The 22472-nt window shown below is 56.0% G+C and carries 22 protein-coding genes; 12 read left to right on the top strand and 10 right to left on the bottom strand.

What is annotated here, in order from left to right; translation table 11 throughout:
* Positions 1-53: 53 nt before the first annotated feature.
* The 3 genes from NF683_RS10115 (at position 54) to NF683_RS10105 (ending at position 5877) form a co-directional block, all read left to right on the top strand.
* Positions 54-2900: a valine--tRNA ligase gene (locus NF683_RS10115; RefSeq protein WP_089039196.1), complete on the top strand. Its 2847-nt coding sequence runs from the start codon at positions 54-56 to the stop codon at positions 2898-2900.
* A 117-nt stretch (positions 2901-3017) separates the two neighbouring features.
* Positions 3018-4769: a chloride channel protein gene (locus tag NF683_RS10110; protein WP_089039197.1), complete on the top strand. Its 1752-nt coding sequence runs from the start codon at positions 3018-3020 to the stop codon at positions 4767-4769.
* The gene (locus NF683_RS10105) at positions 4759-5877 is read left to right on the top strand and encodes an ABC transporter substrate-binding protein (protein ID WP_253921831.1); all 1119 of its coding nucleotides are present in this window, start codon (positions 4759-4761) and stop codon (positions 5875-5877) included. The genes NF683_RS10110 and NF683_RS10105 overlap by 11 nt, the downstream gene beginning before the upstream one ends.
* Before the next feature lie 33 nt (positions 5878-5910).
* On the opposite strand, the gene NF683_RS10100 is transcribed toward NF683_RS10105, so the two are convergent.
* Entirely contained in the window at positions 5911-6261 is a 351-nt protein-coding gene (locus NF683_RS10100; RefSeq protein ID WP_253921830.1) for a VOC family protein, read from the bottom strand.
* A 157-nt stretch (positions 6262-6418) separates the two neighbouring features.
* On the opposite strand from NF683_RS10100, the gene NF683_RS10095 reads away from it, so the two are divergent.
* The 8 genes from NF683_RS10095 (at position 6419) to NF683_RS10060 (ending at position 15733) form a co-directional block, all read left to right on the top strand.
* Entirely contained in the window at positions 6419-7453 is a 1035-nt protein-coding gene (locus NF683_RS10095) for a phosphotransferase family protein (protein ID WP_253921829.1), read from the top strand.
* A gap of 24 nt (positions 7454-7477) precedes the next feature.
* Positions 7478-8695, top strand: coding sequence for an ABC transporter substrate-binding protein (locus NF683_RS10090; protein ID WP_253921828.1), 1218 nt, complete (start codon positions 7478-7480; stop codon positions 8693-8695).
* A complete protein-coding gene (locus tag NF683_RS10085; protein ID WP_253921827.1) occupies positions 8696-10378 on the top strand; it encodes an ABC transporter permease in 1683 nt (560 codons plus the stop codon).
* On the top strand, positions 10375-11010 hold the full coding sequence (locus NF683_RS10080; protein ID WP_089039203.1) for an ATP-binding cassette domain-containing protein: 636 nt from the start codon (positions 10375-10377) through the stop codon (positions 11008-11010). Before NF683_RS10085 ends, NF683_RS10080 begins: the two co-directional genes overlap by 4 nt.
* Complete coding sequence (locus tag NF683_RS10075; protein ID WP_089040908.1) at positions 10976-11704, top strand: TIGR04283 family arsenosugar biosynthesis glycosyltransferase; 729 nt, start codon at positions 10976-10978, stop codon at positions 11702-11704. Before NF683_RS10080 ends, NF683_RS10075 begins: the two co-directional genes overlap by 35 nt.
* On the top strand, positions 11694-12326 hold the full coding sequence (locus NF683_RS10070; RefSeq protein ID WP_253921826.1) for a TIGR04282 family arsenosugar biosynthesis glycosyltransferase: 633 nt from the start codon (positions 11694-11696) through the stop codon (positions 12324-12326). The genes NF683_RS10075 and NF683_RS10070 overlap by 11 nt, the downstream gene beginning before the upstream one ends.
* Before the next feature lie 76 nt (positions 12327-12402).
* A complete protein-coding gene (locus NF683_RS10065; RefSeq protein WP_089039205.1) occupies positions 12403-14547 on the top strand; it encodes an FAD-dependent oxidoreductase in 2145 nt (714 codons plus the stop codon).
* A gap of 7 nt (positions 14548-14554) precedes the next feature.
* Entirely contained in the window at positions 14555-15733 is a 1179-nt protein-coding gene (locus NF683_RS10060) for an FAD-dependent oxidoreductase (RefSeq protein WP_089039206.1), read from the top strand.
* 33 nt (positions 15734-15766) lie between these two features.
* Here NF683_RS10060 and NF683_RS10055 read toward each other — a convergent pair whose 3' ends face one another.
* The 3 genes from NF683_RS10055 to NF683_RS10045 are packed head-to-tail and all read right to left on the bottom strand — an operon-like array spanning position 15767 to position 17152.
* A complete protein-coding gene (locus NF683_RS10055) occupies positions 15767-16198 on the bottom strand; it encodes an META domain-containing protein (protein ID WP_193059995.1) in 432 nt (143 codons plus the stop codon).
* Between the two features lie 45 nt (positions 16199-16243).
* Positions 16244-16684 (bottom strand): lactoylglutathione lyase, encoded by a 441-nt coding sequence (gene gloA / locus NF683_RS10050; RefSeq protein ID WP_089039208.1) that lies wholly within the window; start codon positions 16682-16684, stop codon positions 16244-16246.
* Positions 16685-16702: 18 nt separating this feature from the next.
* Positions 16703-17152 carry a DUF411 domain-containing protein gene (locus tag NF683_RS10045; protein ID WP_089039209.1) on the bottom strand — a complete coding sequence of 150 codons (450 nt, stop codon included), beginning with the start codon at positions 17150-17152 and terminating at the stop codon, positions 16703-16705.
* Positions 17153-17228: 76 nt separating this feature from the next.
* On the opposite strand from NF683_RS10045, the gene NF683_RS10040 reads away from it, so the two are divergent.
* The gene (locus NF683_RS10040; RefSeq protein ID WP_089039210.1) at positions 17229-18299 is read left to right on the top strand and encodes a metal-dependent hydrolase; all 1071 of its coding nucleotides are present in this window, start codon (positions 17229-17231) and stop codon (positions 18297-18299) included.
* 30 nt (positions 18300-18329) lie between these two features.
* On the opposite strand, the gene NF683_RS10035 is transcribed toward NF683_RS10040, so the two are convergent.
* The 6 genes from NF683_RS10035 to NF683_RS10015 all read right to left on the bottom strand — a co-directional run bounded on the left by NF683_RS10035 (position 18330) and on the right by NF683_RS10015 (position 22451).
* Positions 18330-19070 (bottom strand): MliC family protein, encoded by a 741-nt coding sequence (locus tag NF683_RS10035; RefSeq protein ID WP_089039211.1) that lies wholly within the window; start codon positions 19068-19070, stop codon positions 18330-18332.
* A 167-nt stretch (positions 19071-19237) separates the two neighbouring features.
* Positions 19238-19750: a DUF3087 family protein gene (locus NF683_RS10030; RefSeq protein ID WP_089039212.1), complete on the bottom strand. Its 513-nt coding sequence runs from the start codon at positions 19748-19750 to the stop codon at positions 19238-19240.
* Between the two features lie 89 nt (positions 19751-19839).
* Positions 19840-20919 carry a 3-deoxy-7-phosphoheptulonate synthase gene (locus tag NF683_RS10025; protein WP_253921825.1) on the bottom strand — a complete coding sequence of 360 codons (1080 nt, stop codon included), beginning with the start codon at positions 20917-20919 and terminating at the stop codon, positions 19840-19842.
* 3 nt (positions 20920-20922) lie between these two features.
* Positions 20923-21099: a hypothetical protein gene (locus tag NF683_RS10020; protein ID WP_193059958.1), complete on the bottom strand. Its 177-nt coding sequence runs from the start codon at positions 21097-21099 to the stop codon at positions 20923-20925.
* A 376-nt stretch (positions 21100-21475) separates the two neighbouring features.
* A complete protein-coding gene (locus tag NF683_RS21285) occupies positions 21476-21604 on the bottom strand; it encodes a hypothetical protein (protein WP_264298868.1) in 129 nt (42 codons plus the stop codon).
* A 67-nt stretch (positions 21605-21671) separates the two neighbouring features.
* Positions 21672-22451 carry an NAD(P)H-flavin reductase gene (locus NF683_RS10015; protein WP_089039214.1) on the bottom strand — a complete coding sequence of 260 codons (780 nt, stop codon included), beginning with the start codon at positions 22449-22451 and terminating at the stop codon, positions 21672-21674.
* Positions 22452-22472: the final 21 nt, after the last annotated feature.

Raw genomic sequence — 22472 nt, 5'->3', positions numbered from 1 at the left:
TCGTTCGCGGTATACTTGCCACCATTTTTTTGCAAGCCGTGAGCCGACTCCCCATGGAAAAGACCTACCAACCCGAACAGATCGAAACCCGCTGGTACGAACGCTGGGAAGCCGACAACCGCTTCGCCCCAACAGGACGTGGCAAGCCATTTTCGATCATGATTCCGCCGCCTAACGTGACCGGCAGCCTGCACATGGGCCACGCGTTCCAGGACACCATTATGGATACCCTGACGCGCTGGAAGCGGATGCAGGGCAACAACACCCTGTGGCAGGTAGGCACCGACCACGCTGGTATCGCCACGCAAATGCTGGTTGAGCGTAAAATTGCCGCGGAAGAAGGCAAAACCCGCCACGACCTGGGCCGCGATGCGTTTATCGACAAGGTGTGGGAGTGGAAAGAGGAGTCCGGCGGCCACATCACCCGCCAGTTGCGCCGCATGGGCGCCAGCGTTGATTGGTCCCGCGAGCGCTTCACCATGGATGACGGCTTCTATAAAGCTGTGCAAGAAGTGTTCGTGCGCTTGCACGAAGAAAAGCTGATCTACCGTGGCAAACGCCTGGTTAACTGGGACCCTACCCTACACACCGCCATTTCCGACCTGGAAGTGGAAAACAAAGAGCAGCAGGGCAGCTTCTGGCACTTCCGCTACCCACTGGCCGATGGCGTCAAAACCACCGATGGTAAAGATTATCTGGTCGTGGCAACCACTCGCCCCGAAACCTTACTAGGCGATACGGGTGTCGCGGTTAACCCAGACGATGCTCGCTATGCCTCGTTGGTCGGCAAATTTATCGAATTGCCGCTAGTCGGTCGCCGCATTCCTATCGTTGCCGACGAGCACGCCGATATGGAAAAAGGCTCCGGCTGCGTGAAGATCACCCCGGCCCACGACTTCAATGACTACGAAGTCGGCAAGCGCCAGAACCACCTGCTGATCAATGTATTCACCAAGGATGCCACCATCCTTGAGCGCGCTGAAATCTTTGACCTGAAAGGCACTCCCCAGCCCGACGAAGACGCCAGCCTGCCCGCCAAGTACGCAGGGTTGGACCGTTTTGAAGCGCGTAAGCAGATTGTGGCCGATATGGACGCCCTGGGCCTTTTGGAACAGGTAGAAGCAGTCAACAACACCCTGCCCTATGGCGACCGTTCTGGCGATGTAATCGAGCCATTGCTCACTGATCAATGGTTCGTTGCGGTAGAAACGCTAGCCAAACCCGCCATTGAAGCGGTGGAAAACGGCGATATCCAGTTCGTGCCGAAGAACTACGAAAATATGTATTTCGCCTGGATGCGCGACCTGCAGGACTGGTGCATTTCTCGCCAGCTGTGGTGGGGCCACCGCATTCCCGCCTGGTACGATGCCGAAGGCAATGTGTACGTTGCCCGCAGCGAAGAGGAAGCCCGCGAGAAGCACGGCTTAGGTACAGAGGTGGCGCTGACCCAAGACGAAGACGTGCTCGACACTTGGTTCAGCTCGGGCCTATGGACGTTTGGCACGCTAGGCTGGCCGGAAAAAACCCCAGAACTGGAAACCTTCCACCCCTCCAGCGTGCTGGTGACCGGTTTTGACATTATCTTCTTCTGGGTTGCCCGGATGATCATGATGACCCTCAAGTTCACTGGCGAAGTCCCGTTCAAAACCGTTTATGTACACGGTTTGGTGCGCGACGGTCAGGGTCAGAAAATGTCCAAATCTAAGGGCAATGTGCTGGACCCCATCGACCTGATTGATGGCATCAGCCTGGATGCGCTGCTGGAAAAGCGCACCGGTAATATGATGCAGCCGAAACAGGCCAAAGCCATTGCCAAAGCGACCAAGGACGAATTTAAAGACGGCATTGAAGCCCACGGCACCGATGCCCTGCGCTTTACGTTCCTTTCCCAGGCAACCACCGGGCGCGATATCAAGTTTGATATGAACCGCCTGGATGGCTACCGCAACTTCTGCAACAAGCTGTGGAACGCTTCACGCTACGTGCTAATGAATGCCGAAGGTGAAGATTGCGGCACAGAGGGTGGCGACGTTGAGCTTTCACTGGCCGACCGCTGGATTATTTCCCAGTTGCAGAAAACTGAAACCCAGGTCACCAAAGCGATGGACGAGTACCGCTTCGACCACGCCTCCCAAGCGCTGTATGAGTTTGTCTGGAACGAGTACTGCGACTGGTACCTAGAGCTTTCCAAGCCGGTTTTGTGGGACGAAAATGCCAGTGCAGAAGCCAAGCGTGGCACCCGCCGTACGCTGGTCCGCGTACTGGAAACCATTCTGCGCCTCGCCCACCCGATGATGCCCTACATCTCAGAAGAGATCTGGCAGCGCGTTGCGCCGCTGGCAGGCACCTTCGTCGGTGATGGCGCGTCTATCATGCTCCAAGCCTGGCCGGAAGCTGACGAAAGCAAAATCGACGAACAGGCCACTCGGGATATCGAATGGCTAAAAGGCGTGATTATCGCGGTGCGTAACATCCGCGCTGAGATGAACATTGCCCCCGGTAAGCCGCTGGACGTACTGCTCACCAAAGGTAAACCGGAAGACGCCGAACGCCTGGAAAGCAACCGCCACTTCCTCGCCAAGCTGGCTAAGTTGGAAAGCGCCACCTGGCTAGCCAACCCAGACGACGCACCGCTTTCAGCCACCCAGCTAGTGGGCGATATGGAAGTGCTGGTGCCGATGGCAGATCTGATCGACAAAGACGCCGAACTCAAACGCTTAGCCAAAGAAATTGACAAGCAGGACAAGCTGATCGGCGGCATCGAGAAGAAGCTCGGCAACGAAGGCTTTATCGCCAAAGCCCCGGAAGCCGTGGTGGAAAAAGAGCGTGGCAAGCTCGCCGAATTCCAAGCTGCCAAGCAGTTGTTGGAAGAACAGCGTACGAAAATCTCTGCGCTGTAAATCATACCGCGCCAGACAAAAACACCCGCTTAAAGCGGGTGTTTTTTTAGCAGCCAATCGACTGTTCGAGTGTGACGCTCCCTTGTCCGCTGGCCCAATAGCGCCTATAACTTGACTATGGACTCACCCAGTACAGACAGCGTTTCGACTCGACACCCTTTGGCGGTGTTGCGTTTCCTTGGCTTGGTAGTGTTAGGAAGTGGCGTTGGAGGAGTGGCGGCGTTGGCTGCCGTTGGCTTCGTTAATACGGTGGTATGGCTCAACGACCTACTGTTGATCTCCCCCCGGGGCCAGATGATGGCTGCTGACACCACTTTAGTTACATTGGCTACTCTGCTAGTGCCAATCCTTGGGGGGCTGCTCGTTGGTCAACTACACCGCGGCCTGCCTGGGGGCCGCCCCCATACCCCTGCCGATGTCATCGCTGCCGTCCAGACCCGCCGAGGCAGCCTACCCGCCAAGGCGGGTATTCTCTCAGCGTTAAGCGGCCTAGCGTCGTTAGGCGCAGGCGCCTCAGTAGGCCAGTACGGTCCCCTGGTTCACCTCGGCGCGACACTTGGCTCTCTCATCACACGCGTGCTGCGTCTGGGACGTTCAGAGGACAATATCACGATCGCTTGCGGGGTAGCTGCCGCCATCGCGGCGGCCTTCAATGCGCCACTGGCAGGCATTGTCTTCGCCCACGAAGTGGTACTACGCCACTATGCCCTGCGCGCCTTCGCCCCAGTGGCTGCCGCCGCCATCGTCGGCTATGTGCTAGCCTCTCAGTTGCTGGCTCAAGGAGCGCTGTTCCACATTACTGAGCCTGCCGTCCCCCAGCCCTGGGAGTTCGCCCTTTTCCTAGCTCTGGGTGGCCTAGGCGCCCTAGTGGCCGGGGCCTATATACATGCCATTCTTGCTATGGGGCAACTGGCCAAGCGACTACCGCTGCCCACCAGCCTCCGTCCCGCTCTCGCCGGAGCACTGCTTGGACTGACCGCTCTTTGGGTACCCGATATTCTCGGCATGGGCCAGGAAACCCTGCGCTTCGCCACCTTGCCTGGGGCCTACGGCGGCGGCGAGCTGCTGCTGGTATTGCTACTCAAGCTGGCCGCTACCGCTTTGTGCTTGGGGCTCGGCTTCGCCGGTGGCGCTTTCAGCCCAGCGCTGGTGATCGGCACTCTATTTGGTGCTCTAGCCGGTACTCTGGTAGCAGAGCTTGGCGGCGGTCAAGAGACCTTTATCTTCTATGCGGTGTGCGGCATGGTGGCAGTTACCGCACCGGTACTCGGTGCCCCCCTCACCACGCTGCTGATCGTCTTCGAACTTACCGGCAGCTATGCCTTGACCACCGCCGCCCTGGCCAGCGTCACGCTAGCCAGTCCTCTGGCTGCCCAGCTGTTCGGCCGCTCGCTGTTCGATATTCAATTAGCCCGCCGTGGTTTGGATCTCTCCGCGGGCCGCAGTCGCGCGGTGCTCCAAGAGGAACGGTTGACCGAGCTGATTAGCCACGACGCCGTGACCCTACTCCCCGAGACCCCACTGACTATGGCTATCTCACGCCTTAGTTTAGCGGGGCGCGGCGAAGCTTACTTAGTGGATGACCAGGAGTGCTACCACGGTTGCGTGACCCTGGCGAGTCTGGAGGCCCTCCGCGAAGACAGCGAGTCCCCAACCCTGGCCGACTGCCCCAAAACTCCTCGCCCAGTGCTAGATCCTCAATCCTCCCTTTGGGAGGCAATGCATCAGCTACAGAAGATCACCGGCGAGGCCATCGCGGTGGTGGATGAAAAGCGGCGCTTCTTGGGAGTGGTCTATGAGTCGAGCATTGCTCAGGCCTTCTTGCATCATAGCGACGCCCTACGTCGGGAGGAGCACGGTGCTGGCTAGACGATGGACCCTCGGACTACTGGCTGGGCTACTCATCCTGGCTCCCTCCATCAGTGCGGAAGTGCCCGACGCCGCCGCCTCGCTAACGGTACTGAGCTGGGGCGGCGCCTATGAGCAAGCCCAGCGCCGCGCGCTCTTCACGCCCTTCACCGAGGCTCATGGTGTAGCGGTGGCAGTGGCCCGCTATAACGGCGGCCTGGCAGCACTGCGCCAAGCCGTGGCAGAGAACAACGTCCCTTGGGATGTGCTTGATATGACCCGCAGCGAGGCCATGGCAGCCTGCGAGGAAGGCCTACTGGAACCGCTTCCCCCGGAGCTGGCCGCCCCGGCGCCAAATGGCACCCCAGCAGCCCAAGATTTTCTCCCCGGCGCCCTGGGGCGTTGCTTTATCAGCCACTCGATCTTTGCCACCGTCGTGGCCTATCGCCGCGACGCCTTCCCCGGACGTCGCCCCACTCGCATCGCTGACCTCTTTGATCAACAGCGCTTCCCTGGTCCCCGGGCCCTTCAGCTCACCCCGGCGGCGAACCTAGAGTGGGCGCTGCTCTCCTACCGGGTGCCCCGGGAAGAGCTTTATCGCCTGCTCAGTACCCGTCGCGGCCTAGACCTGGCCTTCACCCGGCTGCAAAGCATCGACAATATCCACTGGTGGGAAGCCGGTGATACTCCAGTGCGTCTATTGGAGGAGGGTCAGGTGGTCATGGCCTCCGGCTACAATGGGCGTTTCTTCGCTGCCATGGTGGAGCGCGACCTGCCCATAGAGATCCTCTGGGATGGCCAGTTTCAGGAACATGAAACCTGGGCAATCCCCCGCGGTGCCCCAAACGCTGAGGCGGCGCGAGACTTTATCCGTTTTGCCACCACCAGCGAACGTCAGGCGGAGCTGGCTCGGTATATCCCTTATGGCCCAGCGCGACGCTCTGCTGCTATGCAGGTCTCCACCCACCGCGACAGCGGCCTGGACATGCGCTTGCATATTCCTACCCACCCCATCAATGCCCAAGGTGCAGTGGCCAAAGACGAGACATGGTATGCACGCACCCAGGAACGCATCGAAGCTCTGTTTCGTGAGGCGCTATTTCATGAAACCCTGCCGACACAGCAATGAGCATCGTGGCAATAAATGGGCGACCCAGTGTGGTTATTCATGTTGTAAAACATTGATAAGCTTTCCAAATGGGTCACGCACATAAAACCGGCGGACACCCCAAGGCTCACTTACCGGCCCGTACTCAATCTCAATCTTTGCCGATCTCACTCTCGCCAAAGCAGTCTCTAAGCTATCCACCTCTATCGATAGGTCTGGCACTGGCGTAGCTGAGCCACCTTCCGACGCCACACTCAACTGAGCGGTCATTTCCTCGCCTGAGCTATAGGTCCTTATCCAGCCATGATCCATCACAAGCTTGAGACCAAAGATAGTCGCATAGAACTTCTCAGCGTCTTCAAGATGCTTGGCAGCAATGTTAGAGACAATACGCTTTACAATCACCTTACCTCCTACCAGCCAGCTCCATGGGATGAGGAATGCTCACCCTATCCCCCCTTTCTCCTTATCTTTCATCTCTTTTTATGCGTAACCATGTAAGGTTAGTACAAGAACAGCCACTAACTGGCATTGCTAAACATATACCGACACGGATGACGCTATGCCAATACCTTTAGCGGCACGTTTGCAGGCACTGGAAAACACGCTGCAACAGGCGAAAATTTCTTACCAATCGCTTGCGCCGATGGCGGACACTGGGCTTGCCCACGATCATGTGTGGGTGCATCGCGATGACGATGATTGGGTCGCACGGCTGCCCAAGCAGAGCCAAATGAACTTGGCCCCGGCCGAAAATTTGGCATATGAAGCCGCGTGCTACGAACGCGCCAGCCAGGGTGGCCAAGTGCCCCGCTTGCATGGCATCTTGCCCGTGAGCGATGCCCTGCCGCGTGGCGGGCTGCTGGTCGATGCCATTGAGGGACGGCTGGCGCAGCTGCCGGACGATTTACCACGTATCGCAGAGACCCTAGCAAGCCTACATCGCTTACCGCTACCTGAGCATCCCGAGCCACTACTAGCGCCTGCCGACTCATGGCAGGCCATGTGTGAGGAAGTTAGCCGCCAGGCCGAGTGGCTGGAAAAGGCCAACTTGGAGCCCGATGTCATTGCCCGTGTTCGCGATGAGCTGGAGGCACTGCCCACCACGCTGCCCGATGCCGAGCGCTGCTTGATCAGCTTTGATACCCACCCTGGAAATTTTCTGATCACTGCAGAAGGTAGCGCGATGCTGGTGGATTTAGAGAAGTGCCGTTACGGACTGCCAGGGATCGATTTAGCCCACACCTCGCTTTACACCTCGACCACCTGGGACATTAACAGCCAGGCAGTGCTTACTCTGGAAGAGGTCGTCGCTTTTTATCAGCGTTGGCAAGCGCATGTGGGTAAATCACCCAGCGCGGAAACACTGGTCGCCTGCCGACGTGCTACTTGGCTGTGGTCATTAACATGGTGTGCCAAGTGGCGAGCCCAGCATTTGCAAAGTAAAGATGCCGAGCACCGTGGCCAGGACTGGTCAGCAGAACTCACCGATGCTGACGTCATTGCCCATGTCCGCGACCGGGTCGAGCACTATTTATCACTGCCGATAATTGAGCATGTCCATAATGAACTTCTCCACCTAAAAGAATCTCTATAACCAACTGATTTTACAAGGTGTACCATGAAACCACGCCCCCCCCTAACGACCGCTATCGCCACTGTCATGTTGTCACTGGCGCTGCCCGCCATGGCTGCCCCAGATCCCAATGATTGGGATGCCGTACTGCAAGCTGCCGAGGGTCAAACCGTATACTGGAACGCCTGGGGCGGTGACAGTCGCACCAACCGCTATATCGCTTGGGTGTCCGAGCAAATGCAGTCCACGTATGGCGTCGATGTAGAGCACGTAAAGTTAGATGACACAGGTAGCGCCGTTGCTCGTGTACTGGGTGAAAAGCAGGCTGGTAACATGGATGATGGCCGCATCGACCTGATCTGGATTAATGGCGAAAACTTCGCCGCCATGCGCGACCAGGACCTCTTATTTGGCCCCTTTGCCGAATCTCTGCCTAACTTCGCCTTGACTCACCCAGACGAAAACCCAGAAGTGGTGACCGATTTCACGCTGCCGACTGAAGGCTATGAGTCTCCTTGGGGAAAAGCGCAAATCACCTTCTACTACGACAGCGCTCAAACCGAAACACCGCCACAAAGTATTGCGGATCTGCTGGAGTGGGCCAAAGACAACCCTGGCCAGTTCAGCTATCCACGTATTCCCGATTTCACCGGTAGCACCTTTTTAAAACAGGCGTTAATTGAATTATCTAATCAAAATGAAGCCCTTTACGCACCAGTGGTTGAAGCGGAGTTTGCGGAGATCACCGCGCCATTGTGGGATTATCTAGATGAGTTACACCCACACCTATGGCGCAGCGGCCGCAGTTTCCCGGAATCAGGCCCTAACCTGCGCGCATTGATGAGCGATGGCGAGCTCAGTTTAGCCTTCTCCTTCTACCCGACAGATGCCGCTGTCGCGGTGATGGAGTATGAACTTCCCGAGAGTGTGCGCAGCTACGTGCTGGAAGGCGGCACCCTAGGAAACGTTCACTTTGTCGCTATTCCCTATAATTCTCCCCATAAAGCAGGCGCGATGGCGCTGGCCAACTTCCTGCTCTCACCTGAAGCTCAAGCCCAAAAGCAGTCGCTTAATATGTGGGGCGATCGCACCGTATTGGCAGTCAGTCGGTTAGATGAAAACGACAAGGCACTCTTCGAACAAGGGGAAAGCCATCCATCTGCGCTGCCTGCCGATGCCCTTTCCAATACCCTAGCCGAACCTCATCCCAGCTGGATGACGGCGCTACAGGATGCGTGGCTTCAGCGTTATGGCGTTAATTAATTGATCCTGCGGCTAGCCCCTATACTGCTTATTGCACTTTTGGTTATTCCAGTAAGTGCGGGGCTTGGCATGGTGTTGTTGCCTGCCTTTGGCTATTTACCGGTGCTCGGGGAGAACACATTTCATCTGGAAGCATGGCAAGCCCTATGGGCGCACGCTGGTCTCTACCGCTCCGTACTGCTGAGCTATTTTAGCGGTCTGATCACCGCCTTGGTGGCACTGTTCATTGTGGTGCTGTTTCTGGCGGCTAGCCAAGGCACCTGGATTGACCGTGCCATTCGGCGACTGGTCTCACCACTACTGGCCATTCCCCATGCAGCCGTGGCCTTTGGCTTAGCTTTTTTGATTGCGCCCTCCGGGTTGCTGGTGCGCTGGGCGTCTCCTGGGCTCACTGGGTGGGAGCGCCCACCTGATCTGCTGATCGTCAACGACCCGTTAGGGCTGGCGCTCATGGCGGGCCTGATACTCAAAGAAGTGCCCTTTTTGCTATTGATGAGTTTAGCTGCGCTACCTCAGCTGCGTCCTGAACAACGAGTCACCCTGGCGCGCTCGCTGGGCTACGCGCCCGGCATTGCCTGGCTGAAATGCGTTTTCCCTGCACTTTACCCACTGATTCGCTTGCCGGTTTATGCCGTGATTGCCTACGCCACTTCGGTGGTGGATATGGCGTTGATTCTTGGCCCCACCCTGCCACCCACGTTGAGCGTTTCGGTGCTCACTTGGTTTAATGACCCCGATTTAAACCGTCGCTTTATGGCGTCTGCCGGTGCCGTACTGCAGTTCGGCGTTACCCTAGCGGCACTACTGACTTGGTGGCTTGGCGAACAAGGGGTCAAACGTCTCTGCCAACGCTGGTTGGCCAACGGCTCGCGGGCATCAGGGGCAACGGCGATTGCGTTTGGCGGCCGTGCGTTGCTGCTAGCTGTCACTTTGTTAGCGATCAGTGCGCTGGCCGGGTTGGCACTGTTTTCGGTGGCGGGCTTTTGGCGTTTTCCGGATGCGCTGCCGGGTACGTTCACGCTGGATCATTGGCAGCGCATTCTACCCAACATGGCAACACCGCTGATCAATACGCTGAGTGTGGGGCTAACCGCGACGCTAATCGCCGCGGTACTGGTCGTGGCAACATTGGAGCATGCAGCGCGCTGCCACTTACCTGCATGGCGTGCTCAGTGGCTACTTTATTTACCGCTCATTGTGCCGCAAGTGGCCTTTCTATTTGGCTTAGTGGTGGCCGCTGAAAGCGTTGCCATTCGACCTCAGCACGCCTTAGTCGTAGCCGGTCACCTGCTGTTTGTAGTGCCATATCTCTATTTATCGCTGTCAGAAGCCTACCGGCGGCTGGATCCACGCTGGTTTCAGGTGGCACTATCGCTGGGTGTGCCCCCCTGGCGCGCTTTCTGGCAGGTACGGCTGCCACTGTTATTGGCCCCGCTACTCACCGCCTGCGCAGTCAGCTTAGCCGTCAGTATTGGCCAGTATTTGCCAACACTGCTGCTAGGGGGTGGTCGCATCCCCACCATCACTACCGAAGCCGTTGCCATGGCATCTGGCGGCAATCGCAGGCTAGTGGCGGTGTTGGCACTACTGCAGACGCTGCTCCCCTTTATTGGCTTTAGTCTGGCACTTATGATCCCCCGCCTTGTGTGGGCAAAACGCCGCCAAATGCGAGGAATTGCATGACACCCAACCGTCAAACCTTGCACATCAAACAGGTGACTATCACGCTGGCAGGCGAAGCACTGCTGGCAATGCACTGTGACATAGCGCCAGGCGAAGTAGTAACCGTGATGGGCCCTTCTGGCTCTGGAAAGTCTACGTTACTGGCCTATCTGGCGGGCTTTTTGTCGCCGGCCTTTCAGGCTCAAGGTGCACTCTATCTGGGCGATAAACGCTTAGACACCCTGCCCGCCGAACAGCGTGGCATTGGCCTGCTGTTTCAGGATCCGATGCTATTTCCCCATTTAAGCGTGGCGGGGAATTTGCGCTTTGGCCTGCCACACCATGCCAATAACAAACGCCAGCAGGTCGCCCAAGCGCTGGAACAGGTGGGGCTGGCGGGCTTTGAAAACCGCGATCCGGCGACCCTTTCCGGCGGCCAGCAAGCTAGGGTGGCGCTGATGCGCTTGCTGCTTTCACAGCCTCGCGCGGTGCTGCTGGATGAGCCGTTCTCCAAGCTGGACACCACACTGCGCCAGGAAATGCGTACGCTAGTGTTCGGCCAGCTTCGCGAAGCGGGCTTACCCACCCTGCTGGTTACCCATGATGAAGCCGATGCCAATGCTGCCGGAGGGCCAATCATTGCCCTTGGTTAACCCTGGCGCTGAAACGCCGCAACTCAGTATCATTATCCCTATGCTCAATGAAGCAGACGGCATTCAAGCTGCCCTGGCGCCTCTGCAAGTGCTGAGAGAAGCAGGCACGGAAATCATTGTGGTCGATGGGGGAAGTACCGATGACAGCGTGGCGTTAGCCACTCCGCTAGCGGATACGCTACTGACGAGCGCCCCTGGTCGGGCACAGCAGATGAACCTGGGCGCAGCACACGCGCGCTCAGCAGCGCTGCTATTTTTACATGCTGACACTCGGCTTCCCGAAGAGGCAAACAAGCTGATCTGCCAAGCGCTGAACACGAATTGCTGGGGGCGGTTTGATATTCACCTTGAGGGAAAAAGCCGCTGGTTGCCGCTCGTTAGCTTGCTGATGAATCTACGCTCGCGGCTGAGCGGCATCGCCACTGGCGACCAAGGCATGTTCCTTCGCCGCGCTACTTTTGAAGCGGTCGGCGGCTTTCCCGAACAACCGTTAATGGAAGATATTGAGTTAAGCAAGCGGCTAAAGGCAGTTTCTCGCCCCGCCTGCCTACGCGCCAAAGTGATAAGCTCAGGCAGACGCTGGGATCAGTTCGGCGCCTGGAAAACGATTTGCCTGATGTGGCGACTACGTTACCGCTACTGGCGCGGCGTCAGCGCCACCCAACTGGCCAAGGAGTATCGCAATGCCCGTTAAGTCAGCCGTGCAGCCCCATCTACATCTACTGGCCAAAGCGCCACTGCCGGGGCAGGCGAAAACGCGCTTAATTCCTTGCCTAGGGCCAGAAGGTGCGGCGCAAGCCCATGCCACCATGGTTCGTCACTGCGTTGCCACCGCCTGCCAAGCACGGGGATCGCAACACGTCACGCTATGGACCTCCTTAGAGCATCAGCATCCGTTGTTTGTGGAGCTGCAGGCTCACTACGGCATTTCGCTCGCCATTCAACGGCAGGGCGATGTGGGAATGCGCGTCCGGCATGCACTGAATAGCACACAAGGTCCGTCGATGGTGATGGGCACTGATTGCCCGAGCATCACCGTTGCCATGCTTAGGCAGTGCAGTGCAGCGCTTAAAAACGTGCCCGTGGTGATTTTACCTGCCGAAGACGGCGGCTATGGGTTGATTGGCACTCATGACGATCATCCTAGCCTCTTTGAGGACATTCCTTGGGGAACCGCGCAAGTGCTCCAAGTCACTCGTCAGCGGCTTGCTGCGCTGTCCTTGGAAGCCATCTTTCCCGACACCATGTGGGATATTGACCGCCCAGAAGACTGGCAGCGCTGGCAACAAACGCTGAAGCACGCAAACAGTCTGTAAGGATTTCGCTCTTTACGTCACTGTTACTGAACGAATGTTCTGCTTCTACCACCACCTTTCCCCAACGGAGCCTGCCATGAACCGCCAGCGCCTGCTGATTATCACCCTGCTGCTACTGGCCGTGCTTGGCTTTTACGTGAGCGGTGCCCATACGTTTTTCACCTTGGAAACCCTGCAAACCTATCGCAGCGATTTCCAGGCTGCATTTCAGCAATCCCCTTGGCAAGTTGCGGGCATTTTCTTTGCGGTATATGTGGTCATGACGACACTATCGCTACCCGGCGCGACACTCCTCACACTGCTGGGTGGCGCACTGTTTGGCCTCGGCTGGGGGCTGTTAATTATCTCCTTTGCCAGCACCATCGGCGCGACGCTGGCCTTTTTACTCTCGCGGTTCCTGTTTCGACAGCCGATTGAAAAGCGTTTTCCTCGCCAGTTCGACACGGTGAATCGTGGCGTTGATAAAGACGGCGCTTTTTATCTTTTCACCCTCCGCTTAGTACCGATATTCCCTTTCTTTATGATCAATCTGGTGATGGGCTTAACGCGGCTTAAAACAGTCACCTTTTATTGGGTAAGCCAGCTAGGCATGCTGCCCGGCACGGTGGTTTACGTGAATGCGGGCGGCCAATTGGGGGAACTTGAAAGCCTGGGCGGGATTATTTCTCCTGGGCTTTTGGCCTCGTTTGCGCTGCTGGCCGTATTCCCTTGGATAGCTCGCCGTATTGCGCTACAGGTGCAAAAGCGCAATGCCTATCGTGGTTTTAAGCGCCCATCCCGGTTCGATTACGACATTGTGGTCATCGGCGGCGGCTCGGCGGGTCTGGTCACTAGCTACATCGGCAGCGCCGTAAAAGCTAAAGTAGCGTTGGTAGAAAAGCATAAAATGGGCGGTGACTGCCTGAATACCGGTTGTGTACCTTCAAAGGCGCTAATTCGTGCCGCCCGTGCTGCTCACGACATGCGTACAGCACACCGCTTTGGCGTTAACGCTGGCGAGCCGGAGATTGATTTTGCCAAGGTGATGAAGCACGTACATCAAGCCATTACTGATATTGAACCCCACGATAGTGTCGAGCGTTACACCAAACTGGGCGTTGAGGTGTATCAGGAACACGCCACCCTGACATCTCCTTGGGAAGTTAAGGTCGGTGATAAAACCCTGACCGCCCGCCATATTGTGCTAGCCACTGGCGCACGACCCCGCGTGCCATCGCTTCCTGGCATCGAGCATGCACCACTGCTCACCTCAGAAAACCTGTGGTCACTCACGGAACTGCCTAAACGCTTGGTCGTACTCGGCGGCGGGGCAATTGGCTGCGAGCTCAGCCAGAGTTTTGCCCGCTTGGGCAGTCAGGTCACCTTGGTGGAAGGTATTCCACAGTTGCTAGGCCGAGAAGACCAAGACGTAGGCGAACACGTGGCGCGCACGCTCACCCAGGAAGGCGTTAACGTAATGACCGGCGCTAACGCCTTGGAAGTAAGCCAAGATGGCCCCGGACATCAACTGGTGGTAGAGCACAATGGCCAGCTCATCACCATCGAATTTGATTATTTGCTTGTCAGCGTTGGCCGCCAAGCCAATGTTGAAGGATTGGGGCTGGAAGCGCTGGGAATCACTACTACCAACGCTGGCACGCTGGAACTCAACGAGCGTCTGCAAACTCGGCTGCCCAACATTTGGGCCTGCGGCGACCTAGCAGGCCCCTACCAACTCACGCATGCCGCTGCCCATCAGGCGTGGCACGCAGCCGTTAATGCTCTGTTTGGTGAATTAAAAAGCTTCGCTGTAGATTATCGCTTTATGCCTGCTGTCACCTATATTCAGCCGGAAGTAGCGCGGGTCGGGCTCAACGAAAAAGAGGCCATCGCTAAGGGCGTGGCGTTTGAAGTCACCCGCTATGCCATGAGTGAAAGCGACCGCGCCATTGCCGAAGGCGCGACTGAAGGATTTATCAAGGTGCTTACCGTGCCCGGTAAAGACAAAATCCTTGGCGCGACCATCGTGGCTGAAAACGCCGGAGAATGGTTAGGAGAGTTCACCATCGCCATGAAGCATGGCCTGGGGCTTAACAAGCTATTGGGCACCATTCATCCCTATCCCACCCTTGGCGAAGCTGCCAAGGCCACCGCTGGCGTGTGGAAAAATGCCCACAAGCCCGAGCGTATTCTCACCCTATTGGAGCGTTATTTCCGCTGGCGGCGTGGTACGGAAAAATGATCTCCCCATGAAAAATCTCGTGCTGATTGGCGCGGGCCATGCCCATGCCTTCGTGCTGGAAGCCTTTGCTCAGCACCCAGATCCGTCAATCGCTATCACCGTGGTTAGCGACAGTGCGCTGTCAGCCTATTCTGGCAGCGTGCCAGCGTGGCTGGCAGGAGAATGCACGCTACGCGAAACACAAATTGATGTAGCGGCGCTCTCTCAACGGGCAGGCGCTCGCTTAATCACTTCGCCTGCAGTGGCTCTCGATCCCACTAAGCGCCAGCTAGCGCTAGCGAACGGCGAGGCGATCCATTTCGATGTAGCCTCATTTAACGTGGGCTCCACGGTAAGGTTGCCTGAACAGCCGTTTCTCGAAAAACATGGCAAACAAAACCCCTATTTGTTGGCGATGCGACCGCTCAGTTCACTGCACCACCGCTGGCAAGCGCTGAGAGAGAAAGTCGACCAGTGCCCTCAGGGGTCTACACAGCGGGTAGTAAGCGTAGGCGGCGGCGCGGCAGGCTGTGAAACCTTAATGAGTGTGTTGGCGCAGCTTCGTCAACAACGTTCAGACATTACTTGGCAGGGCGCGCTTGTCAGCGCATCAACAACACTGCTACCCGACGCAGGTCGACTACCTCGTTGGTTAACCCAACGTGCTCTGCGCCGGGCTGGCGTTACGGTGCTGCACGGTGAGCGCGGCCAGGCGCTAATAGCTGGTGGCGTCCACACCTCTAAAGGCGAACTGATTGACGCGGATATCGTGCTGTGGGCTACCGGTGCCGTTGGCCAACCTTGGCTGCAAGACACCCCGCTGCCGCTGGATAAGCGGGGATTCATCCAGGTGAATAAGACACTTGAGGTAGCGGGCCAGCCGAGGCTTTTTGCCGCGGGTGACTGTGCAGCGTTCAATCAACCACGGCATTCTTCTCCACTTTCCTCTTCTCCACTACCCAAGGCCGGAGTTTACGCCGTGCGCCAGGGGCCAGTGCTGGCGGAGAACCTGCGCGCCGCCTGTCACAATGAACCGCTGGCCGAGTGGAAGCCACCAAAACGTGTCCTGGCTCTAATTGGCACTGGCGACGGCCATGCGATTGCCAGTAGAGGCGCCATCGGTTTCTCAGGCCGCTGGGTATGGGAATGGAAAAAGCGGATTGATGCGCGCTTTATTGCCCGCTTCAACCCGCCTTTTAAGCACTAACTAGATAACTGCGATCAGATGCTAACTGAAGGCTTAGTTAGCTTCGCGCCAGCCGCCTAATACGCGGCTATCTGGTCCAAAAAACACCAGCCGATCATGGTCGATGAGGTAGCGATAGGCCGTATCGAGCATATCTGTTACCTGCTTGGCGTCTTCCATATTGGGGCAAGCCATGCGTGTTGAGGCGAGCTGGCTAAACTCGATACGCTGATTTTCACCCAACTCCACACTGCCGGTAAATCGGTTACAACCATCCGAACCGCTCACGCTGCCGTCGCGTCCAATTTGAAAGAATGGCGTATTGGGTAACGATACCCGTTCATCGGTACCTACTAGCAATAAATTCCAACGCTGATCGACTATCGGTCCTGACAGCGACACGTTTTCCGGCGCTGCCGTGCTCTCTTGCTCTGGTGTACTGCTACACGCACTGATTAATAGCGCGGTAGCGACACCGGCTAGCATTGCTCCAAATTTGACCGTCACTGTCTCATGCTCCTTATTGACAAATTACCAGCTTCCGCTGTTTTCCATTGACGCCCATGGCTCCTGAGAGGGCAACGCATCGCCTTTTTGCAGTAGCTCGACAGAAATACCGTCGGGCGACTTCACGAACGCCATATGCCCATCCCGCGGCGGGCGGTTAATGGTAACGCCGTTATCTTGAAGCTTTTTACATAGCGCGTAAATATCGTCAACGCGATAGGCCAAATGCCCGAAGTTGCGCCCGCCGGTGAGCTCTTCTGGATCCCAGTTATAGGTTAACTCAAGCTCTGGTGCCGCTAAGCGTTCGGAGCGCGCTTCATCTTCCGGCGCGGCGAGAAAGACCAGCGTAAAACGGCCCTTCTCATTTTCTTTGCGACGCACTTCTTTCAACCCTAAAAGATCGCAGTAAAAATTCAACGATGCATCTAAGTCTCTTACCCTTACCATAGTGTGCAAAAACTGCATGTCATTCTCCCTCCATCATTACTGGGTATATTCGCTAAAGATAGCGGGAATACTGTCGTTGCGGGTCCAACTGAGAACAGCGTAATCATCAACCCGGCCGGTTTCCATGCCCGGAGAGCCATGCGGCATACCTGGCACTGTTAACCCGATAACGTCTGGCTGCTCTTCTAACAGCCGCTTAATATCTGCAGCGGGTACATGGCCTTCTATCACGTAACCATCAACGATGGCTGTGTGGCAAGATGCTAGTTCTGCAGGAACGTTATTGGCTACTTTGACTGACCGCAGGTCGCCGTCACGGTGATGGTTTACAGTAAACCCGGCTTCTTCAAGATGGCTGACCCATGCACTACAGCAGCCACAGTTAGGATCGCTGTGCACATCAATCGTAGGCGCTGCCAAAGCGCTTAGCGAATAGGCAGCAAGAAGACTGCCCACTAGACCTTTAACTAGACGATTTCGTGACATTTAAAAACCCTCTTCACCGACATGTACAATAATACCTAGCTTACTTGGAATACGGGGCCACCCCAAGGAGACCTACGTGGATTCAGTCACACAAGCAGCCCTTGGGGCCGCCATAGGTGGTGCAATATTAGGTAAACGACTGGGTCGCAAAGCCATACTAATGGGTGCAGTGCTCGGCACGCTGCCCGATCTAGATGTGATGCTTGATTATGGCGATGCAGTGGCTAATGTGACTGAGCACCGCGGTTTTAGCCACTCCCTATTTGTGCTGACTGGCTTAGCCACGATAGTGGCGCTACTGTGCCAGCGTTTCATACCTGCGCGTGATATCAGCCTGGGGAGATGGTGGTGTTTTTTCGTTCTCTGTCTGACAACCCACCCGGTACTTGATTCATTTACTACTTACGGCACTCAGCTGTTCTGGCCACTGGATATGCCACCCATAGCGTGGCCTATCGTGTTTATTATCGATCCTTTTTACACCCTACCGCTACTGGTTGCGTTAACCATCGCTATTGCCGCCAAAAAAGTGCGTCGGGCTTGTACGATCGGATTAGTCGTATCCAGCATGTATTTACTACTGGCGGCAGGCGCGAAATGGAGCGTTGAGCAACGCTTAACCCCAGCACTGGCGGACGCTGGCTTACAGGCAGCGCCGGTATTAATTCAACCAACGCCGTTTAATATTGCACTGTGGCGCGCAACGGTTATTGACGGAGATCGCTATTTTGAGAGTTTGATCAGCGTATTTGATAATCAGGACGCACCAACGCTTGAAGCTATAAAGCGCAACGTCGCACTTGAGGAAAGCGTGCTAGCCAGCCCACTTGGCCAACGGCTGACATGGTTTACTGGCCCCTTTCTACGCTATGACACGCTGTTGATCGATGGTCAGGAAACGCTAATCGCCACCGATATTCGACTTGGCTTTCCAGGCTTTCATCCGTTCAGTTTTACCCTGGCAACGTGGAAAGATGGTTCTTGGCACCCTGCCGACATAAGCGAGCAACTAGAAACCTCCCGAGAGCCTAGACTGGAAATACTTTCAAGGCTCGCTGCCAGGGCTATCGGTGATAACACCGCACTGTGTGCCAGCGACTTTATTGAAGCACAATGGCGTGCCGAGCCTTCGCTTTACCGTTGCTGACACATCAGTGGACTCAAAAGACCGTGCCAACTAAGGAGCGATGCCCTGACCACAGCCTTTGTACTGTTCCCCGCCGATTGTCAGCGTGACTCGAGCGGGATACGGCTGGCCTTTCATGTCATCAAAACAGGCGCCTGATTCAATGCGTACGCGGAAAAACTCCTCTGCGTTGGCATTTTCAATCACCACTCTGCCCGCCTCATTGTCCATGACGCTTACCATATAGGGCATGGTTTGCGTCTCGCTGCCGTAGTTCGTTGTCCAAGTCATCACCGGAGCATCATGAGCTAGCTCAATCGACCAGCCCGGCTCATTGCCACGCCCTAGAAACATCACGCCAGGATGGTCAGCGCGGGTTGCTGCGGCTCGGCGCTGCCCCTGTTGGCATTGCAACTGACCACGCGGTGTTTCAACCTGCGCTTGATCGCCACGATTCCAGAAGCTGATCTCACCATCTTGATAGCGCGCACCGCTTGCCACAATCGCTTCCGGTAAACGCCAGGCACCATGTAGTGACCAAAGACGCAGGTTATCGTCGTTCACCGCGGTGACCAAGTTCTGGTTTGCGGGCTGACACTCCCAAGCGTCAAAATGGGCCGCGCTGCCTGGAAATAGCGTAGCAGGCAGTAGCGGTGCGCTGCTGTGTACGGTTGTTTTGGACACTCCAGCAGCAGAATTAGCAGGCGTTGTCCCAGTATTTGCACAGCCCGTCAATGCAACCGTGGCCGTTAGCGCAATCAAACCGGTTAACCGATTAGGTGAGTAAGTCATGCATTCTGCTCCCTGTTGTCATCACTGTTGTTACCGTTACCGTTACCGTTACCGCTATCACTATCGTTACTGCTATCGATGTTATGCCTTTGATCATCATAGGCACCGTCAATGGCGTCTAGTTAACGCTCGGCCTCGCTCTTCTTAATAAATAAATTTCACTTCAGCTAGCGACGCTTAAATGCTTTTAAGTCCTGCGGGTCAAAACTGTCAACCTGGGCTGGCAGCCCCAGCTCTTCGCGCTTTAACTTTATCTGCATTTTTTCAGCTAGGCGCTCAGAGTCATCATCGGTAGTACGGCCGTTAAGTTCAGCGAGCTGCGTCATGCCTTGATGGTAAAATGTCACAATATCCAGCGCTACACGATTATCTTCCTCCACGCCGCGGCGCAGTGGCTGCAGGTAGCCACTAATCTGAGAAAGGTGGTGTTTGAGCTGCCATACATAGCGCATTTCAGCCATCCATGGGCGATCCTTAAGCACCGCAAACAGTACGCTGGTGGCCAACAAGCCAAGGAAGACCCCCAGCCCATTGAGCCATAAGGTGCTGCCAAAAGCGGAAGTTAACAGCATCGAGAACAGTAACCCGAAGACAATTAATTGCCCTGCCATGGCAATACTGATCATTCGCGCCTTGCGCTGGTAACTACTGGGATTATGCTGCTCAAGGGTGAAAACCATGGCCAACCTCATCATAAAAAGTAGTCTCTTATGATACGGGGCTGGCCAGGGCAAACAAGAGATTATCCAGCTGCTGGAAGATGACTGGGTTAACTCATTCGCTCAGCAGCGGTTTTTAGCAATCGTTCCGTGGTTTCCCAACTCACACAGGCATCGGTCACCGATACGCCGTAGCGCATCGCGTTAGGCGACAGCGCTTGCTTACCTTCAAACAGGTGACTTTCGAGCATTAGCGCCACCAAGTTGGCATCGCCTGCCTTGCGCTGTGCCAACACGTCGAGCAGCACTTCGCTTTGGCGTCGGTGATCTTTTCGCGCATTGGCGTGACTGCAGTCCACCATTAAGCGAGGGTTCTGTCCGGCGTCTCGTAGGGTATTCACCGCTGCTCGCACATGATGCGCCTGGTAGTTTGGCTCGCCATGACCACCTCGTAACACCACATGCGTATTGGGGTTACCAGCCGTTTCCTGCATGATCGGGCGTCCTTCATTATCCATGGCGAAACGCTGGTGGGAATGAGCCGCTGCCTGCATAGCATCAATGGCAACCTGAACGTCGCCGCTCGTCGCATTTTTGAACCCCACTGCGGCCGCAAGATCACTTGCCAGCTCTCGGTGTAACTGCGACTCAGTGGTACGAGCACCAATGGCGACCCAGCTCAGCAGGTCATCTAAGTAGGGGGCTAGCATTGGCTGTAAAAGCTCTGTGGCCACCGGCAGCCCCCGCGAAGCAACCGCGTGCATAAGCTCACGAGAGAGAGCGATGCCTTTTGACATATCACCACTACCATCTAGCCCAGGGTCGTATACCAACCCCTTCCAGCCAACGGTGGTGCGCGGCTTTTCTACGTAAACACGCATGACCGGTAATAGTTGCTCGCTAACTTCTTCGCTTAGCGCAGCCAACCGATCGGCATACTCTAACGCTGCTTCTGGATCGTGGACGGAACAGGGGCCAACAACCACTAATAAGCGCTTATCTTGACCATTCAGGATGCGCTGAACCGCTTGGCGCTGATGGGCAATTTGCTCACCCAGTTGGCTATTGATAGCGACACTGCGGCGTAGCTCTGCCGGCAAAGGCAATGGCTGCGATGAGCTTGAGGGGCCATTCGTTAATGACGCTAGGTTTGACAAGGTTGTGCAAGCAGGGCTGACATGGGCATTCATAACTTAACTCTCCGGAAGCGTGTGACATCGTGATAACAACAACTTGCCACCCAGGCTTGCACGGTCGGAGGTGGCAGCTTGCACCGACCGCGCGTCGCTAAATCGCCAGCCATAGCCATAACCGATATAGTTGGCAATATTGGCGAGCAGATTAGCGAGAGAGTTTGCGCGGTACATCATGATGCAGCTCCTTGATGAAATGTCTGTGAAACCCGAATAGTTAAACTAAATAAACCGTTAAAACGAAAGAAGCCTCGGTTGGGCTACCAACCGAGGCTTCTTTGCATGCGGCAGGCAACCTAGTCGGTGTGCCTGATGACGCGACGCTACTGGTCGGCCAGGGGCACACCGTGGCTAAACCAATAGGCAGCATAAAAGAATGCAGCAACGCACGCCCAAGCACTAGCCGCCGATACCGGCCTTGCTTGTGTGTGGCATGTGCATTGTGCTGTGTGCATGGCTACATCCTAATTTACAAGTCTAATTCACGTTGCTCATCGAGAACGATGACATCTGAGTGTTCAATCCTGCCTGCATAGGAACAAAATGGCAACCATCAACCGCCAAACGCTTGTACCCAACCAATCGTTGCGGGCAGTGCACTCATGCTAACCAGGACCACAACACCGAGCACAATAGAAAGTAAACCTGATTCGTCTTTGAAGTTGTCGTCATGGTGGGCCATGAAAGCCTCCTTTTTTATCGGTATCGGTTATCGGCACATGCCGTGCGTCAGTTATCGGCCAATCATTTTAGTGAGGGCGAGGAGCGTAGGCAAATACATCCGAGAACATTCTCTCACTACTGATGTTTTTTCGCTCGAACACATCAACACAGGCATAAACCATCCCCGGCGAGCCTGATAGGAAGATATCACAATCGCTGAGCGTCAACTGAGCCTTTGTAAGTTCGCTCTCAAGGGCACTTTCCAGCACTAGGTCAATGCGTCCTTGATGGTGTGATATTCGTTCACCAACCGCCAGCGGCTCGGTAAGCGGAAACTCTGTTACGGCTTGAAAAGCAACATTGGCATACTGTTGTGCCCATTCGCAGGCCAAGTCTTCGGCATACAGATCGCGGTGCTCGCGGTTTGCCCACCATAGCGAGATAGGCCGAGCGGGCTGCTGCCGTAGCGTCGCTTCTACAATGGCTTTCATCTGTGCAAAACCGGTGCCTGCCGCAACCAGCAGTAGCGGGCGCTCGCTTTCGGCGTCCAGCACACAGTCACCACTGGGTAAGCGTACGGTCAACTGGTTGGCCACCTGCAACAACTCTCTCAGGCGAGCAGAGTTATCCCGTTCAGGCCAGTGCTGAATATGCAATTCGATAATGCCATCGCCACGTTCAGCGCTGGCAATTGAAAACGGCACCCAGGTGTTATCGTCTAGTTTCAGCTCTAAATACTGGCCAGGCGCATGCTGCATGGCTTCTGGCCGCCCTTCCAGGGTCACCCCAAAGACGTCGGGATTTAAATCCTCAACGGCGGTTACCTGGCAGGTTAACGTCTTGCAAGTTGACGTGCTTGCGCTCATGAAAGCCTCTTTATGAAGAAT

This window comes from Halomonas sp. MS1 (genome assembly GCF_024182575.1).
Taxonomy (GTDB): domain Bacteria; phylum Pseudomonadota; class Gammaproteobacteria; order Pseudomonadales; family Halomonadaceae; genus Vreelandella.
Note: the sequence above shows the minus strand (reverse complement) of the source record. Positions and strands in the feature narration are given on the sequence as shown.

Bases quoted from the DNA above. Each gene is read 5' to 3' on its own strand.
- NF683_RS21285 (WP_264298868.1), bottom strand. From the start codon at position 21,604: ATGGCCCACCATGACGACAACTTCAAAGACGAATCAGGTTTACTTTCT.
- NF683_RS10015 (WP_089039214.1), bottom strand. From the start codon at position 22,451: ATGAGCGCAAGCACGTCAACTTGCAAGACGTTAACCTGCCAGGTAACC.
- NF683_RS10110 (WP_089039197.1), top strand. From the start codon at position 3,018: ATGGACTCACCCAGTACAGACAGCGTTTCGACTCGACACCCTTTGGCG.
- NF683_RS10070 (WP_253921826.1), top strand. From the start codon at position 11,694: ATGCCCGTTAAGTCAGCCGTGCAGCCCCATCTACATCTACTGGCCAAA.
- NF683_RS10065 (WP_089039205.1), top strand. From the start codon at position 12,403: ATGAACCGCCAGCGCCTGCTGATTATCACCCTGCTGCTACTGGCCGTG.
- NF683_RS10035 (WP_089039211.1), bottom strand. From the start codon at position 19,070: ATGACTTACTCACCTAATCGGTTAACCGGTTTGATTGCGCTAACGGCC.
- NF683_RS10025 (WP_253921825.1), bottom strand. From the start codon at position 20,919: ATGAATGCCCATGTCAGCCCTGCTTGCACAACCTTGTCAAACCTAGCG.
- NF683_RS10055 (WP_193059995.1), bottom strand. From the start codon at position 16,198: ATGCTAGCCGGTGTCGCTACCGCGCTATTAATCAGTGCGTGTAGCAGT.
- NF683_RS10075 (WP_089040908.1), top strand. From the start codon at position 10,976: ATGCTGCCGGAGGGCCAATCATTGCCCTTGGTTAACCCTGGCGCTGAA.
- NF683_RS10080 (WP_089039203.1), top strand. From the start codon at position 10,375: ATGACACCCAACCGTCAAACCTTGCACATCAAACAGGTGACTATCACG.
- NF683_RS10020 (WP_193059958.1), bottom strand. From the start codon at position 21,099: ATGATGTACCGCGCAAACTCTCTCGCTAATCTGCTCGCCAATATTGCC.
- NF683_RS10060 (WP_089039206.1), top strand. From the start codon at position 14,555: ATGAAAAATCTCGTGCTGATTGGCGCGGGCCATGCCCATGCCTTCGTG.
- NF683_RS10030 (WP_089039212.1), bottom strand. From the start codon at position 19,750: ATGGTTTTCACCCTTGAGCAGCATAATCCCAGTAGTTACCAGCGCAAG.
- NF683_RS10115 (WP_089039196.1), top strand. From the start codon at position 54: ATGGAAAAGACCTACCAACCCGAACAGATCGAAACCCGCTGGTACGAA.
- NF683_RS10090 (WP_253921828.1), top strand. From the start codon at position 7,478: ATGAAACCACGCCCCCCCCTAACGACCGCTATCGCCACTGTCATGTTG.
- NF683_RS10045 (WP_089039209.1), bottom strand. From the start codon at position 17,152: ATGTCACGAAATCGTCTAGTTAAAGGTCTAGTGGGCAGTCTTCTTGCT.
- NF683_RS10095 (WP_253921829.1), top strand. From the start codon at position 6,419: ATGCCAATACCTTTAGCGGCACGTTTGCAGGCACTGGAAAACACGCTG.
- gloA (WP_089039208.1), bottom strand. From the start codon at position 16,684: ATGCAGTTTTTGCACACTATGGTAAGGGTAAGAGACTTAGATGCATCG.